At 70.7% G+C, this 20,465-nt stretch carries 13 protein-coding genes; 3 read left to right on the forward strand and 10 right to left on the reverse strand.

Annotated features, from left to right (window positions below):
- Positions 1–74 precede the first annotated feature (74 nt).
- A complete protein-coding gene (locus tag KMS84_RS18855; protein WP_256917420.1) occupies positions 75–446 on the forward strand; it encodes a PIN domain-containing protein in 372 nt (123 codons plus the stop codon).
- Positions 447–602: 156 nt separating this feature from the next.
- On the opposite strand, the gene KMS84_RS18860 is transcribed toward KMS84_RS18855, so the two are convergent.
- The 9 genes from KMS84_RS18860 to ngcE all read right to left on the reverse strand — a co-directional run bounded on the left by KMS84_RS18860 (position 603) and on the right by ngcE (position 13,324).
- Positions 603–2,135 carry an amino acid permease gene (locus KMS84_RS18860; protein WP_256917421.1) on the reverse strand — a complete coding sequence of 511 codons (1,533 nt, stop codon included), beginning with the start codon at positions 2,133–2,135 and terminating at the stop codon, positions 603–605.
- Positions 2,136–2,290: 155 nt separating this feature from the next.
- Positions 2,291–4,216: a 1-deoxy-D-xylulose-5-phosphate synthase gene (gene dxs, locus KMS84_RS18865; RefSeq protein WP_256917433.1), complete on the reverse strand. Its 1,926-nt coding sequence runs from the start codon at positions 4,214–4,216 to the stop codon at positions 2,291–2,293.
- 257 nt (positions 4,217–4,473) lie between these two features.
- Positions 4,474–5,865, reverse strand: a complete 1,392-nt coding sequence (locus tag KMS84_RS18870; RefSeq protein ID WP_438818955.1) for a sugar ABC transporter permease — start codon at positions 5,863–5,865, stop codon at positions 4,474–4,476.
- Positions 5,862–6,653 carry an ATP-binding cassette domain-containing protein gene (locus KMS84_RS18875; protein ID WP_200723850.1) on the reverse strand — a complete coding sequence of 264 codons (792 nt, stop codon included), beginning with the start codon at positions 6,651–6,653 and terminating at the stop codon, positions 5,862–5,864. Before KMS84_RS18875 ends, KMS84_RS18870 begins: the two co-directional genes overlap by 4 nt.
- Before the next feature lie 289 nt (positions 6,654–6,942).
- On the reverse strand, positions 6,943–8,040 hold the full coding sequence (locus tag KMS84_RS18880; RefSeq protein ID WP_438818956.1) for a sugar ABC transporter substrate-binding protein: 1,098 nt from the start codon (positions 8,038–8,040) through the stop codon (positions 6,943–6,945).
- A 122-nt stretch (positions 8,041–8,162) separates the two neighbouring features.
- On the reverse strand, positions 8,163–9,362 hold the full coding sequence (locus KMS84_RS18885; protein ID WP_256917422.1) for an ROK family transcriptional regulator: 1,200 nt from the start codon (positions 9,360–9,362) through the stop codon (positions 8,163–8,165).
- A gap of 517 nt (positions 9,363–9,879) precedes the next feature.
- Positions 9,880–10,812, reverse strand: a complete 933-nt coding sequence (locus KMS84_RS18890) for a carbohydrate ABC transporter permease (protein ID WP_256917423.1) — start codon at positions 10,810–10,812, stop codon at positions 9,880–9,882.
- A gap of 2 nt (positions 10,813–10,814) precedes the next feature.
- Positions 10,815–11,741, reverse strand: coding sequence for a carbohydrate ABC transporter permease (locus KMS84_RS18895; protein WP_256917436.1), 927 nt, complete (start codon positions 11,739–11,741; stop codon positions 10,815–10,817).
- A gap of 44 nt (positions 11,742–11,785) precedes the next feature.
- Positions 11,786–13,324 (reverse strand): N-acetylglucosamine/diacetylchitobiose ABC transporter substrate-binding protein, encoded by a 1,539-nt coding sequence (gene ngcE, locus KMS84_RS18900; protein ID WP_438818957.1) that lies wholly within the window; start codon positions 13,322–13,324, stop codon positions 11,786–11,788.
- Positions 13,325–13,705: 381 nt separating this feature from the next.
- On the opposite strand from ngcE, the gene KMS84_RS18905 reads away from it, so the two are divergent.
- Together KMS84_RS18905 and KMS84_RS18910 are read left to right on the forward strand one after the other, a co-directional pair.
- Positions 13,706–17,530, forward strand: a complete 3,825-nt coding sequence (locus KMS84_RS18905) for a GH92 family glycosyl hydrolase (RefSeq protein ID WP_256917424.1) — start codon at positions 13,706–13,708, stop codon at positions 17,528–17,530.
- A gap of 106 nt (positions 17,531–17,636) precedes the next feature.
- On the forward strand, positions 17,637–19,643 hold the full coding sequence (locus KMS84_RS18910) for an alpha-glucuronidase (protein WP_256917425.1): 2,007 nt from the start codon (positions 17,637–17,639) through the stop codon (positions 19,641–19,643).
- Between the two features lie 75 nt (positions 19,644–19,718).
- Here KMS84_RS18910 and KMS84_RS18915 read toward each other — a convergent pair whose 3' ends face one another.
- A complete protein-coding gene (locus KMS84_RS18915; RefSeq protein ID WP_256917426.1) occupies positions 19,719–20,450 on the reverse strand; it encodes a hypothetical protein in 732 nt (243 codons plus the stop codon).
- Positions 20,451–20,465 lie beyond the last annotated feature (15 nt).

Below are 20,465 nucleotides of genomic sequence, written 5' to 3' on the forward strand. Positions count from 1 at the left end.
CACCTTATGACGCCCACCGGAGGGCGCCCGCGCGCGGGTCACGCTCGGGGGCCGTCCGTGCGACGGTGGGCCGTATGGACGACAACAGGGCGCTGCTCGTGATCGTGGACGCCGCGAACGTCGTCGGGTCGGTGCCCGACGGCTGGTGGCGGGACCGGCGGGGGGCGGCGGAGCGGCTGCGCGACCGGCTGGCCGCGGACGGGCTGCCGGGCAGCCCCGGACCCGTGGAGATCGTCCTCGTGGTGGAGGGCGCGGCGCGCGGGGTGGAGCCGGTCCCCGGCGTGCGGGTGGAGTCGGCGCCGGGCAGCGGCGACGACCGCATCGTGGAACTGGTCGCCGAGGCCGGCCCGCGCCGCCGTCTGGTCGTGACGGCCGACCGTGAGCTGCGCCGCCGGGTCACCGAGCTCGGCGCGGACGTCACCGGGCCGCGCGCGGTGCGGGGCTGAGGCGCGACGGCGCGCGCAGGCCCGGCACGGCCGACGGCCGGCTCCCGCACGCCGTGTGCGGGAGCCGGCCGTCGGCGACCGGGGAGCGGGCCCGCGCAGGCCCTCGGACGGCCGGGGGCGGGCCCGGGGACGGCCGCTGGAGCGGCTGTGGGGCCGTCAGACGGCGTCGTCGCGGGTGGGCCCGCCCGTGGGCCCGGCGCCCCCGGCGGAGGCCTCCTGAGGGCGTGCGAGACGGCTGTGGGTGCGGCCGTAGAGGAAGTACACGACGAAGCCGATGACCATCCAGATGCCGAACCGCAGCCAGGTCTCGGCGGGCAGGTTCAGCATCAGCCACAGCGAGGCGCACACCGACACGATCGGCAGGACCGGCACCCACGGGGTGCGGAAGGCCCGCGGCAGGTCGGGGCGCGACCGGCGCAGGATGATCACGCCGATGGCGACGACGATGAACGCGAACAGGGTGCCGATGTTCACCAGCTCGGCGAGCTCGCTCAGGCTGGTGAAGCCGGCCAGGACCGCGATGAGCACGCCGAGCAGGATGGTCGGCCGGTGCGGGGTCCGGAACCGCGGGTGGACGTGGGAGAAGAAGCGCGGCAGCAGTCCGTCGCGGCTCATGGCGAAGAAGACGCGGGTCTGTCCCAGGAGCAGGATCATGCAGACCGTGGTCAGGCCGACGGCGGCGCCGAAGCTGATGAAGCCCGCGAACCAGGGGTGCCCGGTGGCCTTGAAGGCGTCGGCGAGCGGGGCGCTCACGGACAGCTTGGTGTAGTGCTCCATTCCGGTGACGACGATCGACACGGCGACGTAGAGGAGCGTGCAGATGATCAGCGAGCCGATGATGCCCCGGGGCATGTCGCGCTGCGGGTTCCTGGTCTCCTCGGCGGCGGTGGCGACGACGTCGAAGCCGATGAAGGCGAAGAAGACGACGGAGGCGGCCGTGAAGATGCCCATGACGCCGAAGTTGGACGGCGCCCAGCCGAACATCAGCTGGATCAGCGGGGCCTTGAGGCCGCCGCCCGCGTCGACGGCCTGCGCCTTCGGGATGAAGGGGTCGTAGTTCTCGCCGTGGATCAGGAAGGCGCCGGCGACGATCACGGTCAGGACGACGGTCACCTTGATCGCGACCACGATCGAGGTGAGGCGCGCGGAGAGCTTCGTGCCGATCACGAGGACGGCGGTCAGCACCAGCACGAGCGCGGCGGCGAGGATGTCGAAGCCGAAGCCGTGGGCGCCCTCCCGGCTGCCGAGCGCCGCCGGCAGGTGCCACCCCGCGTTGTCGAGCAGCGAGGCGATGTACCCGGACCAGCCGACGGCCACCACGGCCGTGCCGAGCGCGAACTCCAGGACCAGGTCCCAGCCGATGATCCAGGCGGGCAGTTCCCCGAGGGAGGCGTAGCTGAAGGTGTACGCGGAGCCGGCCACCGGGACGGTGGAGGCGAACTCGGCGTAGCAGAGCGCGGCGAGCGCGCAGACGACCCCGGCCACCACGAAGGCCAGGGCGACGGCGGGACCGGCGTTGTTCTTGGCGACCGTGCCGGTGAGGACGAAGATGCCGGTGCCGATGATCACGCCGACGCCGAAGACGGTCAGGTCCAGCGCGGACAAGGACTTCTTGAGCGCGTGCTCTGGCTCCTCGGTATCGAGGATGGACTGCTCGACCTTCTTCGTCCGGAAGAGGGTGCTGCTCACGGGGTACCTCCCACGCTGTGTCGTCCTCGACATGATCGAGAGGGGGCGTAGACCGTATGCCCCGGCGCGGGCCGGTTAACGCGAACGGACCGTTTCCACCACTCTTCACAGTGGCGGAACCGGTCCGTTCGGGTGTGTCGGCGGGTGGGACGGCGTCAGTCGCGGGCGCTCTCCACGGAGTCGACGTCGGAGGCCGCGCTGCCGTAGCGGCCGTCGAGCTTCGAGACGAGGCCGGTGACCTGGCGGGCGATGTCGGGGGCGGTGAGCCCGATCTCGGCCATGACCTCCGCGCGGGAGGCGTGGTCGAGGAAGCGCGGCGGGATGCCGAAGTCGCGCAGCGGGACGTCGACGCCGGCGTCGCGCAGGGCCTGGGCGATCGTCGAGCCGACACCGCCCACGCGCGAGTTGTCCTCGACGGTGACGACGACCCGGTGGCGCTCCGCGAGCGGCGCCATGGCCTCGTCGACGGGCTTGACCCAGCGCGGGTCGACGACCGTGGTCGTGATGCCCTGGCGGTCCAGGAGGGTCGCGATCTCCAGGCACATCGGGGCGAGGGCGCCCACGGAGACCAGCAGCACGTCGGGGGTGTCGGTGCCGCTCTCGCGCAGCACGTCCATGCCGCCGACGCGTCCCACGGCGGCCACCGCGGGGCCGACGGCGCCCTTGGAGAAGCGGACGACGGTCGGGGCGTCCTCGACCTGGACGGCCTCGCGCAGCTGGGCGCGGACCTGGTCGGCGTCGCGCGGGGCGGCGAGCCGGAGGCCCGGGACGACCTGGAGGATCGACATGTCCCACATGCCGTTGTGGGAGGCGCCGTCGGTGCCCGTGACGCCGGCCCGGTCCAGGACGAAGGTCACGCCGCACTTGTGCAGGGCGACGTCCATCAGGACCTGGTCGAAGGCGCGGTTGAGGAAGGTGGCGTAGACCGCGAACACCGGGTGCAGGCCGCCCGCGGACAGGCCGGCGGCGGAGACGGCGGCGTGCTGCTCGGCGATGCCGACGTCGTAGATGCGCTCGGGGAAGGCGTCCGCGAACTTCTTCAGGCCGACCGGCTGGAGCATGGCCGCGGTGATCGCGACGATGTCCTGCCGCTCCTTGCCGAGCTGGACCATCTCGTCGCCGAAGACCGAGGTCCAGTCGGCGCCCGAGGCCTTGATCGGCAGGCCCGTGTCGGGGTGGATGGGGCCGATGCCGTGGAAGCGGTCGGCCTCGTCCTGGAGGGCGGGCTGGTAGCCGCGGCCCTTCTCGGTGAGGCAGTGCACGATGACCGGGCCGCCGAAGCGCTTGGCCCGGGCCAGCGCCGACTCCAGGGCCTCGATGTCGTGGCCGTCGATCGGGCCGACGTACTTCAGGCCGAGGTCCTCGAACATGCCCTGGGGGGCGATGAAGTCCTTCAGGCCCTTCTTGGCGCCGTGCAGGGTCTCGTAGAGGGGCCTGCCGACGACCGGGGTCCGCTCCAGGAGGTCCTTGCCGCGGGCCAGGAAGCGCTCGTAACCGTCGGTGGTGCGCAGGGTGGCCAGGTGGTTGGCGAGGCCGCCGATGGTCGGCGCGTAGGAGCGCTCGTTGTCGTTGACGACGATGACCAGCGGGCGGTCGCCGTCGGCGATGTTGTTCAGCGCCTCCCAGGCCATGCCGCCGGTGAGGGCCCCGTCGCCGATGACGGCGACGACGTGGTCGTCGCGGTCCAGGATCTGGTTGGCCTTGGCGAGGCCGTCGGCCCAGCCGAGCACCGTGGAGGCGTGGCTGTTCTCGATGACGTCGTGCTCGGACTCCGCCTGCGACGGGTAGCCCGAGAGGCCGCCCTTCATCTTCAGCCGGGAGAAGTCCTGCCGGCCCGTGAGCAGCTTGTGCACGTAGGACTGGTGGCCGGTGTCCCACAGCACCTTGTCCTTGGGCGACTCGAAGACCCGGTGCAGGGCGATGGTGAGCTCGACCACGCCGAGGTTGGGTCCGAGGTGGCCGCCGGTCTTGGAGACGGCGTCGACGAGGAAGGTCCGGATCTCCCCTGCCAGCTGGTCCAGCTCCTCCGGGCTGAGCCGGTCCAGATCGCGCGGTCCCCTGATGCGGGTCAGCAGCGGCACCCGTGCCTCCTTGCAGTAAAAGCTGATCGAGCTGTTGCCGGGCTTGTCGAGTCTAATGTTCCGCCCGGGCGGCCGGTGTCCGGCCCGTGCGTCATACGTCACGCGAACGGCCGTACCCACGATCGGCGCCCGTCATGACACGACCGCGCGCCCGGGCCCGGCGCGGCGACGCCCGGCCGGGAGCACGACTGTGCCCGGCATCCGCCGGGATGCCGGGCACAGGGCACTGCGTGGGAGAACCGGGTCGCGGACGCGGACTAGCCGCGGCCGGCTGCCTTCTGGCTCTTGCGCGACACCGAGTCGATGACGACGGCGCCGAGCAGAACACCACCGGTGATCATGTACTGGATCGAGGTGTTCATGTTGAGCAGGTCAAGACCGGTCTGGATCGACTGGATGACCAGCATGCCCAGAAGCGCCGACCAGACGGTGCCGCGGCCGCCGAAGAGGCTGGTGCCGCCGATGACGGCCGCCGCGATGGCGAGCATCAGGGTGTTGCCGCCGCCCGCGCTGAGCGAGGCGCCCGCGGTCTGACCGGCGAAGAACATGCCGCCGACCGCCGCGAACCCGCCCGAGATGGCGAACACGGTGATGCGGATCAGCGGGACGTTGATGCCGGCGCGGCGGGCGGCCTCGATGCCGCCGCCGACCGCGAAGACCTTGCGGCCGTAGGTGGTGCGGCGCAGCACGAAGTCCACGATCACCAGCGCCGCCAGGAAGATCACCAGCGCGTTGGAGACGCCGGAGGCGTTGTTCAGCACGGCGGCGGAGACGAACGCGGCGAGCGCGAGCAGGCCCACGCGCAGCAGGATCTCGCTGGTCGCGCGGAACGGCACGCCGGCGGCCCGGCGGCGGCGCTGCTCACCGAAGTTGCCGACCGCGGACAGCACGACGGCCAGACCGGCCAGGATGTAGGCGCCGATGATCGCCTGGTCCATGAAGAAGGAGTTCTGGCCGAGCAGGTGGACCGGGCCGGAGTCCGAGGGCAGGTTGATCGTGCCGCTGGAGCCCAGCAGCCACAGCATCAGACCGTTCCAGCCCAGGAAGCCGGCCAGGGTCACCACGAACGCCGGTACGCCGATCCGGGCGAAGAACCATCCCTGGAGGGCGCCGACGGCGATGCCCGTGAGGACCGCCAGGACCAGCGACACCCAGGGATTCACGCCGTGGTCCGTCACGAACACGGCGAACAGCGCGGACGCCAGGCCGCTCACGGAACCGACCGACAGGTCGATCTCGCCGAGCAGCAGCACGAACACCAGGCCGATGGCGAGCATGCCGGTGGCCGACAGGAAGTAGCTGATGTTGGAGAGGTTGGCGGCGCTCAGGAAGCGGTCGTTCTGCAGCTGGAAGATCGTCCAGATGACGATCAGGCCGAGGACGACCGGGATCTGGCCGAGCTCGCCGCCCTTGACCTTGCGCTTGAACTCGGTGAGGTAGCCCTTGAGGCCCTCCTCGCGGATCAGCAGGCGCGGGTCGACGACGGTGACCGGCGCCGCCGTCGGGTCGTCGGCGGGGGCCACGGTCTCCTGGCCGGCGACCACGCCCTCGGTCTTGCCGACCTCGGTCGCCGTCGCGGCCTTCTCGGTCCTCGTGCCCTTCACGGGCTCCGAGGAGTCGCTCTTGACGGGCTTCGACGTGTCGCTCACTTTGCCGCCTCCGCGGTGCGACGCCCCGCACGACGGGTCACGGCGTTGTCCGTGGCACCCGTGATCGCGGCGATGATCTCTTCGTGGCTGGTGTCCTTCACGGGGAAGGAGCCGTTGTTCTTGCCCAGACGCAGGACGGCGACGGTGTCGGCGACCGCCTTGACGTCGGCCATGTTGTGGCTGATGAGGATGACGCCGAGGTCGCGCTCGCGCAGCCGCTCGACGAGGTCGAGGACCTGCGCGGTCTGCTCCACGCCCAGGGCGGCGGTGGGCTCGTCGAGGATGACGACCTTCGGGTCGCCGATCAGCGCGCGGGCGATGGCGACGACCTGGCGCTGACCGCCCGAGAGGCTCGCGATCGGGATGCGCACGCTCGGGATGCGGATGGAGAGCGTGGACAGCAGTTCCCGCGCGTTCTTCTCCATCGTCACCTCGTCGATGACGCCGCGGTGCAGCAGCTCACGTCCGAGGTAGAGGTTGCCGACCACGTCGAGGTTGTCGCACAGCGCGAGGTCCTGGTAGACGGTCGCGACGCCGAGTCCCTGCGCGTCGTGCGGCCGGTTGATGCTGACCGGCTTCCCCTCCCACTCGATGACGCCCTCATCGATGGGATGGACACCCGCGATCGTCTTGACCAGGGTGGACTTTCCTGCGCCGTTGTCGCCCACCAGGGCGACCACTTCTCCGGCGTGGACCTCCAGCTCGACGTCGGTGAGTGCCTGGACCGCACCGAATCGCTTGGAGACCCCGCGCAACGCCAACACGGGCGTAGCGGACACGTGAACCATCTCCTTCGCCGCCTGACCGGCGGGGATGCCGCGCGCAACGAACAGGCGCGGAGGGATGTGCGCGACGCGCGGGTGACGCGGCGTCGACGCACGAGGTTTACAAGATGAACATGCGCGAATCCGCTGCTCTTGGCAACGGTTCCGTCCGACGCCCGCCCCGGCAGCGGGGTGTGAAGGTGGGGCGGGCGTCGGACAGGTCTCGCGGGACCGCGGGGGCGGTCGACAGGTCCCGGGGAACGACCCGCGGGCGGCTCACGCCGGCTCGGGCGGTCCCCCGGGACCGGGGCTGCTACTGGAGGCCGGCGGCCTTGCAGGCGGCGGCGTACTCGGGCGTGCAGATCTGGGCCACCGTGAAGAGCCCGTCCTTGACGACCGTGTCCTTGATGTTGGCCTTGGTGACCGACACCGGGGTCAGCAGCTGGGAGGGCACCTTGTCACCGGAGCCGCTGGTGAGCGTCTGGGTGGCCAGGGACTTGATGTCCTTGCCCTCCAGCAGGTTGACCGCGAGCTGGGCGGCGGTCTCGGCCTCGGGCTTGTAGGCCTTGTAGACCGTGGCGGACTGGGTGCCGGCGACGATCCGCTGGATGGCCGCGAGCTCCGCGTCCTGGCCGGTCAGCGGGATGTTGCTGATCTTCGCGCCCTTGAGGGTGTTGGCGATGCCGCCGGCCATGCCGTCGTTGGCGGCGTAGACGCCCGCGATGTTCTTCGCGCCCAGCTGGGTGATGGCCGCGGACATCTTCTGCGCGGCGACCGTGTCCTTCCACAGGCCGGACTGCTCGTAGGCGATGTCGACCTTGCCGTCGAGGATCTTGTGCGCGCCCTGCTTGAACTGGGCGGCGTTCGGGTCGGCGTCGTCACCGTTGATCATGACGATCTTCGACTTCGGGGTGGCCTTGGCGCCGAGGGCGTCGAGCAGGGCCTGGCCCTGGAGCTCGCCGACCTTGACGTTGTCGAAGGAGACGTAGGCGCTGACCGGGCCCTGGGCGAGGCGGTCGTACGCGACGACCTTGACGCCCTTGTCCACCGCGGACTTGATGGACGACTTGATCGCGGCCGAGTCCTGGGCGGAGATCACGATGACCTTCACGCCCTTGGTGACCATGTTGCTGACCTGCTGGGCCTGCTTGGCCGGGTCGGCCGCGGCGTTCGCGTACTCCAGCTTGCAGTCGGAGCAGAGCGCCTTGACCTTGGCGTCGAAGTACGGCTTGTCGAACTTCTCGTACCGCGCGGTGACGCTGTCGGGGAGCAGCAGGCCGATGGACTTGTCGCCCGAGCTGCTGCTGCCGGAGTCGCTGCCCTTGTCGCCTGCCTTGCCGCACGCGGCAATCGACAGTGCCATGGAGACGGCGGTGGCGCCGATCACGACTCTACGCATCGTTGCGTTCATTTGGACTTGCCTCCCTGACAGGGCCGCAACGCTGCGGCCGAGGTGGCTGGAAGTCAACTCGGCCACACGTGCGACGTCAAGAAGTAAATACTTAACGAGATGGCAACGGCGTCATGCGTTCTCTAAGTGAAGGCAGGTGTCGCGGCGGTCAGCGTGCCGTCCAAAAGGGTCGAATCACCCATCTCGCTCAGCGCGAGGGCGAGTGCTCCGAGCACCTCGGCACGACCCCCAAGTGCCCCTGGGAGAACGGAGAGTTGACGCGCCGCACTCGGAATCGCATAGCGGCCGACGGACTCCCTTATCGGACCGAGCACCAGCTCACCGGCCTCGGCGAGATCGCCGCCGAGGACCACCCGGCTGGGGTTCAGCAGGTTGCAGAGATTGGCGACTCCACTGCCGATGTGTCGGCCGACGTCGGCGATCACCCGACGGCAGCCCGGGTCTCCGTCCCTGGCCAGCCGCACGACGCCTTCCATCGTCAGATCCGTGCCGTGGCTGGACTGGAGGAGCGGCAGCACGTAGCGCGCGGCCGCGAAGGTCTCCAGGCAGCCCCGGTTTCCGCAGCGGCAGACGGGGCCGGACTCATCGAGTGTAATATGTCCGATTTCTCCTGCGGTGCCGCCGGGGCCGCGGTAGATCTTCCCCTCGATCACCAGACCGGCGCCGACACCGCTCGCGACCTTGATGTACGCGAGATCGCGCACCCCCCTGCCGCTGCCCCAGACCATCTCGCCGAGCGCGCCGAGGTTGGCGTCGTTGTCCACGTGCACGGCGACGCCCAGCCGGTCCTTCATCTCCTCGGCGGGGCGGGTGCCGATCCAGCCGGGCAGGATCGCGGAGGAGCCCAGGGTGCCGGACTCCAGGTCGATCGGCCCGGGGACGCCCAGCCCTACTCCGGCGACCTTCGACCGGTCCACCCCGGTGGCCTCGATCAGGCGGCTGACCAGCTGTTCCGCCCGGTCGAAGCCCTGTGTGGACGAGGCGTCCACGTCCAGTGGCTCGGACTCCTCGGCGAGCACCTGGTGGGCCAGGTTCCCCACCGCGACCCGTAGATGGGTGTGGCCGAAATCGACACCGATGACGATGCCCGCGTCCCCGCTCAGACTGACACTGCGGGCCCTGCGTCCGCCGGCCGAGGTGGGCGTGACCTCGACGGTCCCGCCGTCCTTGAGCTCACGCACGATGTTGGAGACGGTCGCGGCCGACAGGCCGGTCGTCCGGGCGATCTCCGCCTGTGTGAGGGACCCGGCCAGGCGCACGGCGCGTACGACTCGCTCCAGGTTGGCTCGGTGCAGTGACGACTGCGACCCCGGAGTCTCCACGACGACCTCCTGCGCGCGGGACCGCTTCGATGAGGCCCCGTCTATGTCCAACTAGTGAACTCTAAGCTGAGCTGTTCGGGTCGCCTCCCGTCAAGAGGTTGAACAGTATCCGCATGCGTGCGAAGCGACACGGAGGGTGGCGGAACGCTCGGTCGCGGGGTGTGCGGGACCGGCTGCGGGGCGTGGCGGACCGGGTGACGGCAGGGCGACCCGCGCCCGCGGCGCCCCGGTCGCCGGGCGCGCGAGGACCGGTGCGGTCAAGGGGTGCACGCAAGGCTCGGGGCGGACGGCCGACGGCGGACGGGAGCGGCGGACGGGACCCGTGCTCGGGGTCGGCCCGTACACGGCCGGGGGGGCCGAGCGGCCGGACGGGTCCGACGGGCGCGGGCCGGACCGGGCGCGGGGCGCTCCATGAACGGCCCGAAAGGCGGGCGTCCGGGCGGGCGGCGGCGCGCGGCGGACCCCGGCCGGTGCGCGGGCCGGAGGGCGTCGTTCCCGTTCCGGCGCCGCTGCGTCGCTACTTCAGCGCGCCCGCCGTCAGGCCCTGCACCACCTGCCGCTGGAAGACGATGTACGCGGCCAGCACCGGCAGCATCGCCATCACCAGGCCCGCGAACAGCCCCGACCAGTCGCCCTTGTACCCCTGGCTGACGGCCAGTTGGACCAGCCCCTGGGTGAGGACGCGCTTGTCGGGGTCGGTGTTGAGGACCGTGGGGAGCATGTACTGGTTCCACTGCCCGAGGAAGTTGAAGATGCCGACGCTGATGAGACCGGGCTTGGCCATCGGCAGCATGATCTGGAAGAACGTACGGCTGTGCGAGGCGCCGTCCACGAAGGCGGCCTCCGCCACCGACGTGGGAAGGGTGCGGAAGAAGGCGGTCAGGAAGAACACCGTGAACGGCAGCGAGTAGGCGATGTAGACGAGGATCAGGCCGTGGATGGTGTTGAGCAGCCCCATGTTGTTCACGACGTAGAACAGCGGCACCAGCGCCAGCATGATCGGGAAGCTCATGCCGCCGATGAAGAGGTAGTAGACGAAGCGGTTGCCCGGGAAGTCGAAGCGGGCCAGGACGTAGGCCGCCATGGAGCCGAGGGCCAGCGTGCCGAAGAGCGAACCGCCCACCACGAGGACGGTGTTGAGGAAGTAGTCGCTCATGTCGGCCTCGGTCCAGGCCCGCGACCAGTTGTCGAAGTGCAGGGTGTCCGGCAGCGACCAGGGCGAGCCGAAGATGGAGCCGTCGTCCTTGAAGGAGGTCATCACCGCCCAGAGCAGGGGCAGCACGACCATGATCGCCCAGATGACCAGGATGCCGTGGGAGAAGGCGTTGAGCACCCTTCCTTCCCCGGCGTCCCGCGCCGGCCGCTCCTTCACGGGCGGGCCGGCCTTGGTGACGGACGCGCCGGAGCCGGCGTCGGCCGGCAGGGGGGCGGAGGTCTCGGTCGTCTTCATCGTCAGTACTCCAGCCGTTCGCGCCGTCCCAGCCGCAGCACGACCGCGGCGAAGGCCAGCGTCACGACGAGCAGGGCGACGCCGATGGTGGTGGCGTAGGCGGCCTGACCGTCGCGGAAGGCCTTCTGGTACACGTACAGAACCATCACGGTGGTCGAGTAGTCGGGGCCGCCCGGCCCGGTCGTCATGATCTGCACGACGGCGAACGACTCGGCGCCGAGGGCGAGGATGCCCATGTAGACCCACCCCGACTGCACCGTGTCCCAGAGCAGCGGCAGGGTGAGGCGGAAGAACGTCGTGGACCGGTTCGCTCCGTCGAGCAGCGCGGCCTCGTAGAGGTCGGCCGGGATGGAGGCCATGCCGGCCGAGAACAGGACCACGAAGAATCCGACCGTCGACCAGACGAGCACCGCCATCACGCACCACAGGGCGAGGTCCGGGTCGCCGAGCCAGAGGGGCTGGACGTCGTCCAGTCCGATCCCCCGCAGGAGCGAATTGACGGCGCCGCTGTCCGGGTTGTAAGCGAAGGCGAACAACAGCGCGACGATGGCGATGGAGAGCACCTGCGGGAAGAAATACACGATCTTGTAGAAGGAGGAGCCGCGGACGCCGGAGACCGCCGGTCCGCCCCTCCTCCGCCGCCCGCCGACATTGATCATGAAGGCGAGGAACAGTGCGAGACCGATCGTCACCACGGGCAGCACGATCGCGAACATCAGGCTGTGCCGCAGGGATTTCCAGAAGATGTCGTCGTGCAGCATCCTGCGGTAATTGTCCAGGCCGACCATCTTGAATTCGGGGCTGAGGCCGGTCCAGTCCGTGAACGAGTAGTAGATGGACTGGATGAACGGCCACACCACGAAGAGCGCGTACAGCCCCAGGGGCAGCGCCAGGAACCCCACGATGAATCGGTACTTGCCGTGCTGCATCGCCACTCCGGTGCTTCTGCGGACGCTTCGCGGCGCTTTCGTCGTCACTGGTGCTTGTAATGCTTGACGGACCCGTCCTTGGCCGTCGCGTCGGCGTAGTCCTGGATCTTCTTGATCGCCTCCGCGGGAGTGATCCGGCCGGCCATCATCTCGCCCAGTCCGGACACCCCGATCTTCTCCTTCTGCAACTGGACGTACCAGTCCTGCAGCCGGGGATTCACCACGTTGGAGCCCGCCTTGTCCAATGCGGCGACGCCCGACTTCAGACCCGGGGTCAGTGTGATGCCGTCGGTGCCGCCGTTGTACGCGGTCAGCGACTTGACCTTCGAGGTGAAGTTCCTCGACGACGCCTCGCTGAGCATGATGCGCAGTTGTTCCATGCCGCCGGCGGTGTTCGCCGCCTTCGCCGGAACGACGAACGGCTCGCCCCCGGAGGCCCAGATCGTGCCGAAGGGCATCTTGTCGGAGGAGTCGATCCCGGTCGGCGCGGACACCGCCAGGTCGAAGTCCGCCGGGATGACGTTCGCCGACTCGTTCTCCACCCAGGAGCCGTTGGGGATGAACAGCGCCTTGCCCTTGGCCCACGCGGTCTGGGACTGGATGTGGTCGAGCCCCGGGGTCCCCCGCAGGACGTAGCCCTTCTTGTAGAGCTCGTAGTACGCGTCGAAGCACGCCTTCACGGCAGGGTGCTTCCAGGCGTTCGGTTCCAGGTTGTCGATGGCGTCGAGGACCTCGCGACCGCCCACCTTGCCGATCATCGGATAGAGCGAGAAGGGAAGGTAATAGGGGTACTTGCCCGCATATGTCCAGCCGGCCATGCCCTTCTTCTTGGCCTTCTCACAGACCGCGAGCATCTCGTCCCAGGTCTGCGGATACGCGGCGTCGAGCGAGTCGAGCGCCTTCTGCGAGTACCAGACGCCGTAGACCGTGTAGGCGTAGTACATGATCCACACCGGGGCCCCGTCGAACTGGCCCATCTCGACGATCCCGGGGCGCAGGGTGTCGCGGACCTTCTTGGCGGGATCGTCGAAGGAGGCGGCGTCGAGGAGCGGGGTGAGGTCGGCGAGCTGGTTCTTGCCCACCAGGACGCCCATGTCCATCTGCTCGGCGCCGGAGTTGTCGATGAGGTCGGGCGGGGTGCCCTGGTTGAAACGGGGCTGGAGCGTCGACTGGATCTTCTGCGTGGCCGAGAACTTCACCTTCGCCTGAGGGAAGGCCTTCTCGTAGATCTTCACGGCGTCCTCGGCGTACTCCTTGCCGAAACCGCCGTCGAACAGGACGAATTCCATCGGGGCGGTCTCGTTCACCGCGAGCGGGTTCTTCGCGGTCTTCTTTCCCGCCTTGGCCTTGTCCTCGCCGCCCCCGCCGCTGCTGGCGCAGGCGGCGAGAAATCCCATCGTGGGGACCGAGACCAGACCCAGCGCCGCCGATCTCCTGATCAGATCCCTGCGCCCGACACCCGCGGCGCGGTGCTGCCCGGAATGACTCCTCTCGGGGCCGCGCTTGTCGAACTCGCGCTGCTCGAAACCGTGCTGCTCCATGCCCTCGTGTGCAAAACCGTCGTTCTCGGAGTGGGATCCCATGCTCAAGTCCTCGCCTTCTCCAGGACTCAGGCGGTGCGCCGGATCCTTCCCGGCACCGCGGTCGGGTCACGCAGGGTCGCGCGGAGCGCGTGGTGCGAAGGTCTCGCGGAGTGGAGGATGAATCGCCGACAGGTATAGTCCATTCTCGGCCGACGGGGCAAGATCGAATACAAGGTTGGCCATGGGTCTTTTCCGAGTTGAGACCTCCTGGAAATATGACCGGCGGATGGGCGCCTTGCCGGAGAATTGCATGAAATGACCCCTCGCTGACGCAATCAACATCCTTGACATCACTGTCCACTTGCCCACCTACTGATTCCTGCGCAACCAGGAGGACAACGTTGTCCGGGGCGTGGTCCGGCGCGGGGAGGGTGCTGACGCATGCAACGGTCTGGGCGGTGGTGGGCGGTCGTGATCGCGGCCGTGCTGGTGGCGACGGCCGGCGCCGCGCCGGGAACGGCGGCGGCCCTGCCGAACCGGGATCCGCTCCCCGAGCGGAGCTTCGCCTCGTCCTTCGAGGCGGGTGAGCGCGCCCCGGACTGGCTGAGCACCGTCGAGTCCGCGCCCGGCGGCGGCAGGCGCGCCTCGGGCGTGGACGGCGGCTACGGCGGCGGGCTCCCGGGCGATGTGACCGACCGGGTCACCGACGTCCGGGCGAGCGCCGAGAACACGGCCGGCGGTGAGGTGAAGGAGAACCTCGTCGACGGCGAGTCGAGCACCAAGTGGCTGGCCTTCGCCGCCGACGGGTGGGTGGAGTTCGACCTCGACCGGCCGGCCCGGGTGAGCACCTACGCTCTGACGTCCGCGAACGACGCCGCCGAGCGCGACCCCGCCGACTGGACCCTCTCGGGCTCGGCGGACGGCGCTGCCTGGACGCCGCTCGACACCCGCACCGGGGAGTCCTTCGCCGAGCGGTTCCAGACCCGCGCCTACGACCTCGCGGCCCCGGCCGAGTACCGGCACTTCCGGCTGGAGGTGTCCAGGAACCACGGCGCCCGGATCCTGCAACTCGCGGACGTGCGGTTCGGCACGGGCGGCGGCGACGGGCCCGTCCCGCCGGACATGCTCACCACGGTGGACCGCGGACCCGGCGGATCGCCGACGGCCAAGGCGGGCGCCGGGTTCACGGGACGGCGGGCGCTGCGCTACGCGGGCCGGCACACCGCCGCCGGCCACGCGTACTCGTACAACAAGGTGTTCGACGTGGACGTGCCGGTCGGCCCGCGCACCGAGCTGGCCTACCGGATCTTCCCCGCGATGGCGGACGGCGACCTGGACTACGCCGCCACCCACGTCTCGCTCGACCTGGCCTTCACGGACGGGACGTACCTGAGCGCGCTCGGGGCGAGCGACCAGTACGGGTTCCCGTTGTCGCCCCGCGGACAGGGCGCGGCGAAGGTGCTGTACGTCAACCAGTGGAACGACGTCGTGTCGGGGATCGGCGCGGTGGCGGCCGGGAAGACCGTCGACCGGATCCTGCTCGCCTACGACTCCCCCGCCGGACCCGCCCGGTTCCGCGGCTGGGTGGACGACGTCGCGCTGCGCACGGCGGCCCCGGAGCCGAGGAAGGCCCACCTCTCCGACTACGCGCTGACCACGCGCGGCACCCAGTCCAGCGGCGGCTTCTCGCGGGGGAACACCTTCCCCGCCACGGCGGTGCCCCATGGCTTCAACTTCTGGACGCCGGTGACGGACGCGTCCTCGCTCGGCTGGCTGTACGACTACGCGCGGGGCAACAACGCGGACAACCTGCCCACGATCCAGGCGTTCGGCGCGAGTCACGAGCCGAGTCCGTGGATGGGCGACCGGCAGACGTTCCAGGTGATGCCGTCGGCCGCGTCCGGGGTCCCGGACACCGGACGGACGGCCCGGGCGCTGGCCTTCCGGCACGTGAACGAGACGGCTCGCCCGTACTACTACGGCGTGCGGTTCGAGAACGGCGTCACGGCCGAGCTGGCCCCGACCGACCACGCGGCCGCCCTGCGCTTCACCTACCCGGGCCCGGACGCGAGCGTGGTCTTCGACAACGTCACCGACGAGGCCGGGCTCACGCTCGACCGGGACGCCGGCGTCGTCACCGGCTACTCGGACGTGAAGTCGGGGCTGTCGGCGGGCGCGACCCGGCTCTTCGTGTACGGCGAGTTCGACGCGCCGGTGACGCAGGGGGCGTCGAGCGGGGTGAAGGGGTACCTGCGGTTCGACGCGGGCGCGGACCACGCCGTCACCCTGCGCCTGGCGACGTCGCTCATCGGCGTCGACCAGGCCCGCGACAACCTGCGGCGGGAGATCCCGGCGGACACCGGTTTCGCGACGGTCAAGGCGCGGGCCCAGCAGCAGTGGGACCGGCTCCTGGGCACGGTGGAGGTCGAGGGCGCGAGCCGGGACCAGCTGACGACGCTGTACTCCAGCCTGTACCGGCTGTACCTGTACCCCAACTCCGGTTTCGAGAAGGTGGGCGCGACGTACCGGTACGCCTCGCCCTTCTCGCCGATGACGGGCGCCGACACCCCGACGCACACCGGCGCGAGGATCGTCGACGGGAAGGTCTACGTCAACAACGGTTTCTGGGACACCTACCGCACGACCTGGCCCGCGTACGCGCTGCTCACCCCGACGCAGGCCGGTGCGCTGACCGACGGCTTCGTGCAGCAGTACAAGGACGGCGGCTGGACCTCGCGCTGGTCCTCCCCCGGCTACGCCGACCTGATGACCGGCACGTCCTCGGACGTCGCCTTCGCCGACGCGTACGTCAAGGGCGTGCGCTTCGACGCCGCGGCCGCCTACGAGGCGGCGCTGAAGAACGCCACGGTCGTCCCGCCGTCCCCGGGAGTGGGGCGCAAGGGCATGGCGACCTCCCCCTTCCTCGGCTACACCGGCACGGCCACCCACGAGGGGCTGTCATGGGCGCTGGAGGGCTACCTCAACGACTACGGCATCGCCCGCATGGGGCAGACCCTGTACCGGCGGACGGGCCTCCAGCGCTACCGGGAGGAGTCCGACTACTTCCTGAACCGCGCCCAGGGCTACGTCCACCTCTTCGACGCAGGCGCCGGGTTCTTCCAGGGCAGGGACGACAAGGGCGACTGGCGGGTGCCGTCCGCCGGCTACGACCCGAGGGTGTGGGGGTACGACTACACCGAGACCAACGGCTGGGGCTATGCCTTCACCGCGCCGCAGGACAGCCGGGGCCTGGCCGCCCTGTACGGCGGCCGCGCCGGTCTGGCGAAGAAGCTCGACGCCTATTTCGCCACTCCGGAGACCGCCTCCCCGCGGTTCGCGGGGTCGTACGGCGGAGTGATCCACGAGATGACCGAGGCCCGGGACGTGCGGATGGGCATGTACGGGCACTCCAACCAGGTCGCCCACCACGCGATCTACATGTACGACGCGGCCGGACAGCCCTGGAAGGCGCAGGCGAGGGCGCGGGAGGTGCTCGCCCGGCTCTACACGGGCAGCTCGATCGGACAGGGCTACCACGGTGACGAGGACAACGGCGAGCAGTCGGCGTGGTACCTGTTCTCCGCGCTCGGCTTCTACCCGCTGGTGATGGGCGGCGGCGAGTACGCGGTCGGCTCCCCCCTGTTCACCAAGGCGACCGTGCACCTGGAGAACGGCAGGGACCTGGTGGTCAGGGCGCCGAAGAACAGCGCGCGCAACGTCTACGTGCAGGGCCTGAAGGTCGACGGCCGCCCCTGGACGTCCACCGCGCTGCCCCACGCGCTCCTCGCCAAGGGCGCGGTCCTGGAGTTCGCGATGGGGGCGCGGCCCTCGGCGTGGGGTTCCGGCAGGAACGCCGGGCCGGTCTCGATCACCCGGGGCGACAAGGCTCCGGCGCCCCGGACGGACGCGTTGAAGGGCGACGGGGGCGCGCTGTTCGACGACACGTCGGCCACCCGGCAGGCCGTGTCGGGCACGGTCGCTCTGCCGGTCACCGCGCGGACCAGGGCGGCGCAGTACACCCTGACGTCCGCCGAGCACGCCCGCGCTCCCGGCGGGTGGACCCTTCAGGGGTCCGTGGACGGCCGTGCGTGGAGGGACCTGGACCGGCGATCCGGGGAGACCTTCCGCTGGGACCGTCAGACGCGGGCCTTCACGATCGCGCGACCCGGCGCGTACGGGCACTACCGGCTGCGCTTCGACGGGGCGGGCGGCGCCGGCCGCACGGCGGGCGAACTGCTGCTGGCGGAGGTCGAGTTGCTGTCCTGATCGGGTGGCCGGCAGCGGTCGTCCGCTGTACCGGCGGTCACTCGTGGACCACAATGGGCGGGTCGTGCGCCAGCGTCGCGCGGCCCGCCGCCGAGGGGGGAACGGGATGCCCGTCACCGACGCCGACGTCTTCGTCGTCGAGGGGGTCGACCCCGCCTGGTTGCCGCCGGGCGCGTTCCGGGCGCTGGGCAGCCGGCGGACCCTGGTACACGGTGCGGGCCCCCTGACGGAGACCGTGCACGCCGAAGTCGCCCACGCGTGCGCGCGGTTCGGCGGGCAGGTCGAACGGGAGGCGTCGGACGACCCGTACGACCTCGTCCTTCGCGTCGCCGACGCCGACGGGAGCGGCGACCGCGCCGACGACGAAGGGTTCGTCCTCGAACGGGCCGCGGGGACGACCACGGTCACGGCGGGCGGCCGACGCGGCCTGCTGTACGGGCTGTTCCACGTCGTACGGCTGGGTGAGGACGCCTTCCGCGGCACCCGGCCGCGAGAGGAGCACCGGCCGGCGACGGCGCTGCGGATGCTGGACCACTGGGACAACGTGGCCGTTCATCCGGTCATGGGGCAGGTGGAACGGGGATACTCCGGCGGCTCGTTGTTCTGGCGGGACGGACGGGCCCGCGACGACACCCGGCGCCTGCGGGCGTACGGCAGGCTGCTGGCGGCCTGCGGCGTCAACGCCGTCTCGGTCAACAACGTCAACGTCCACGACGTCGAGGCGCACCTGCTCACCGACCGGATCGACGAGGTGGCGCGGATCGCCGGGGCGTTGCGCCCGTACGGCATCCGCACGCATCTGTCGGTGACCTTCGCCGCCCCGGTGGTCCTGGGCCGGCTGCCCACCGCCGACCCCCTGGACGCGGCCGTGCGCGACTGGTGGGCGAAGGCCGTGCACGACGTGTACGAGGCCGTCCCGGACTTCGGCGGGTTCGTGGTGAAGGCCGACTCCGAGGGCCGGCCGGGCCCGTTCACCTACGGCCGCACGCACACGGACGGCGCGAACATGCTGGCCGCGGCCCTCGCCCCGTACGGCGGCACGGTCCACTGGCGGGCCTTCGTGTACGACCACCGCCAGGACTGGCGGGACCGCTCGACGGACCGGGCACGGGCCGCCTACGACCATTTCGCGCCGCTGGACGGGGAGTTCGCCGACAACGCGGTGCTTCAGGCGAAGCACGGGCCGATGGACTTCCAGGTCCGTGAACCGGTCTCGCCGGTGTTCGGCGCGCTGCGGCGGACCCGGGTCGCCGTCGAGATGCAGATCACCCAGGAGTACACCGGGCAGCAGCGGCACGTGTGCTGGCTGGGACCCATGTGGAGCGAGGTGCTGCGCTTTCGTCCGGGCGGCGCACAGGGACCGACGGTCGCTCAGGCGGCGGGCGACGGGGCGGTGGCCGTGTCCAACGCCGGCGACGACCCGTACTGGACGGGGCACCCGCTGGCCCAGGCCAACCTCTACACCTTCGGCCGGCTCGCCTGGCGGCCGGACGCCGACCCGCTCGGGATCCTGGACGAGTGGATCGCGCTCACCTTCCCCGCCGCCCCCGAGCGGCTGGCGGAAGGACTGCGCGCGGTGCTGCGGAACTCCTGGCGGACCTACGAGAAGTACACCGCCCCGCTGGGCGTGGGGTTCATGGTGCAGCCCGGGCACCACTACGGCCCGGCCGTCGACGGCTACGAGTACAGCCCCTGGGGGACGTACCACTTCGCCGACCGGGACGGCGTCGGCGTCGACCGCAGCGCGGCGACCGGCACCGGCTACGCGGGCCAGTACGGCGAACCCTGGTCCGCGCTGTACGAGTCGGCGGCCACCTGCCCCGACGAGCTGCTGCTGTTCTTCCACCACGTGCCGTACGGGCATGTCCTGCACAGCGGGAAAACGGTCGTGCAGCACATCTACGACACGCATTTCGAAGGGGTCGAGGAGGCCGAGGAGGCGCGCCGGGTGTGGGCGGGACTCGCGGACCTGGTCGACCCGGCGCTGCACGCGCGCGTCGCGGAACGCTATGACGAACAGGTGCGCTGCGCCCGGGAGTGGCGGGACCAGGTGAACAGCTACTTCCTGCGCAAGTCGGGCGTTCCCGACGCGCGGGGACGCACGATCCACTGAAGCACGAGGACGGTCACGCCGAGCGGGCCCGACGTCAGGGCGTCGCCCCGTTCGAACCGCCGGCCCGTGCGGAGGTCACGCGCCGCGGCGGGAGTCGGCCGTCGTTCCCGGGTCCGTGCCCGCTCGTGCGGTGAACTCCTCCTGGGTCTCGACGATCACCGGGCGACTCCACCGCAGCAGGGACAGCAGCAGCGGTGCGGCCAGCACGGCGGTCAGCGCCTCCGTCAGCGCGGCCGTCACCGTGGCCGCCAGGACCAGCAGCGACGCCGCGGCAAGGGTGACGCGCCGCCGGTGGAGCAGGAAGTAGGCCGCGAGGCGCGCGGTGTCCCGGGCACGGAACGTGAACAGCGAGGTGAGGACGAGGGCGTGGGCGCCCCAGAGCAGACAGGCCACGCCGACGGCTCCGAGGAGAACCGCCCACCACAGGGGCAGAGCGGTCGCGGCGAAGTGGGTGAGGGTGAAGACGATCACGGTGAGCCAGGCCGACAGCGGGGCCCAGAGCTTCAGCGCGGGAAGGGTGTTCAGGCGCAGACCCCGTCCGAACGCCCGGGCCGGGTGCAGGTCGGTGAGGTCACGGCTGCGATGGTGCAGCGCGTACAGCGCGGCGGACGCGGCCGGGCCGAGCGGTGCGAGGCAGACGGCGGCCAGGGGCAGGTTGGCGGGGTCGGGCCCCAGGGCCAGGAGGCCGGCCAGACCGGGGGCTGCGGTCGCAAGGAGCAGGACCTCGACCGTGAGGAGGGTGTGCAGCAGGGCGGCGGCCCGGGAGAACGGTCCGGTGCCGAAAGCGACGGTGGTGGCGGTGCTCATGAGTCCCCCTGGCGG

Origin of the sequence: Streptomyces hilarionis, from assembly GCF_024539675.1 — a bacterium.
GTDB classification, from domain to species: Bacteria; Actinomycetota; Actinomycetes; order Streptomycetales; family Streptomycetaceae; genus Streptomyces; species Streptomyces hilarionis.

Bases quoted from the DNA above. Each gene is read 5' to 3' on its own strand.
- KMS84_RS18890 (WP_256917423.1), bottom strand. From the start codon at position 10,812: ATGAAGACGACCGAGACCTCCGCCCCCCTGCCGGCCGACGCCGGCTCC.
- ngcE (WP_438818957.1), bottom strand. From the start codon at position 13,324: ATGGGATCCCACTCCGAGAACGACGGTTTTGCACACGAGGGCATGGAG.
- KMS84_RS18915 (WP_256917426.1), bottom strand. From the start codon at position 20,450: ATGAGCACCGCCACCACCGTCGCTTTCGGCACCGGACCGTTCTCCCGG.
- KMS84_RS18880 (WP_438818956.1), bottom strand. From the start codon at position 8,040: ATGAACGCAACGATGCGTAGAGTCGTGATCGGCGCCACCGCCGTCTCC.
- KMS84_RS18875 (WP_200723850.1), bottom strand. From the start codon at position 6,653: ATGGTTCACGTGTCCGCTACGCCCGTGTTGGCGTTGCGCGGGGTCTCC.
- KMS84_RS18895 (WP_256917436.1), bottom strand. From the start codon at position 11,741: ATGCAGCACGGCAAGTACCGATTCATCGTGGGGTTCCTGGCGCTGCCC.
- KMS84_RS18905 (WP_256917424.1), top strand. From the start codon at position 13,706: ATGCAACGGTCTGGGCGGTGGTGGGCGGTCGTGATCGCGGCCGTGCTG.
- KMS84_RS18855 (WP_256917420.1), top strand. From the start codon at position 75: ATGGACGACAACAGGGCGCTGCTCGTGATCGTGGACGCCGCGAACGTC.
- KMS84_RS18910 (WP_256917425.1), top strand. From the start codon at position 17,637: ATGCCCGTCACCGACGCCGACGTCTTCGTCGTCGAGGGGGTCGACCCC.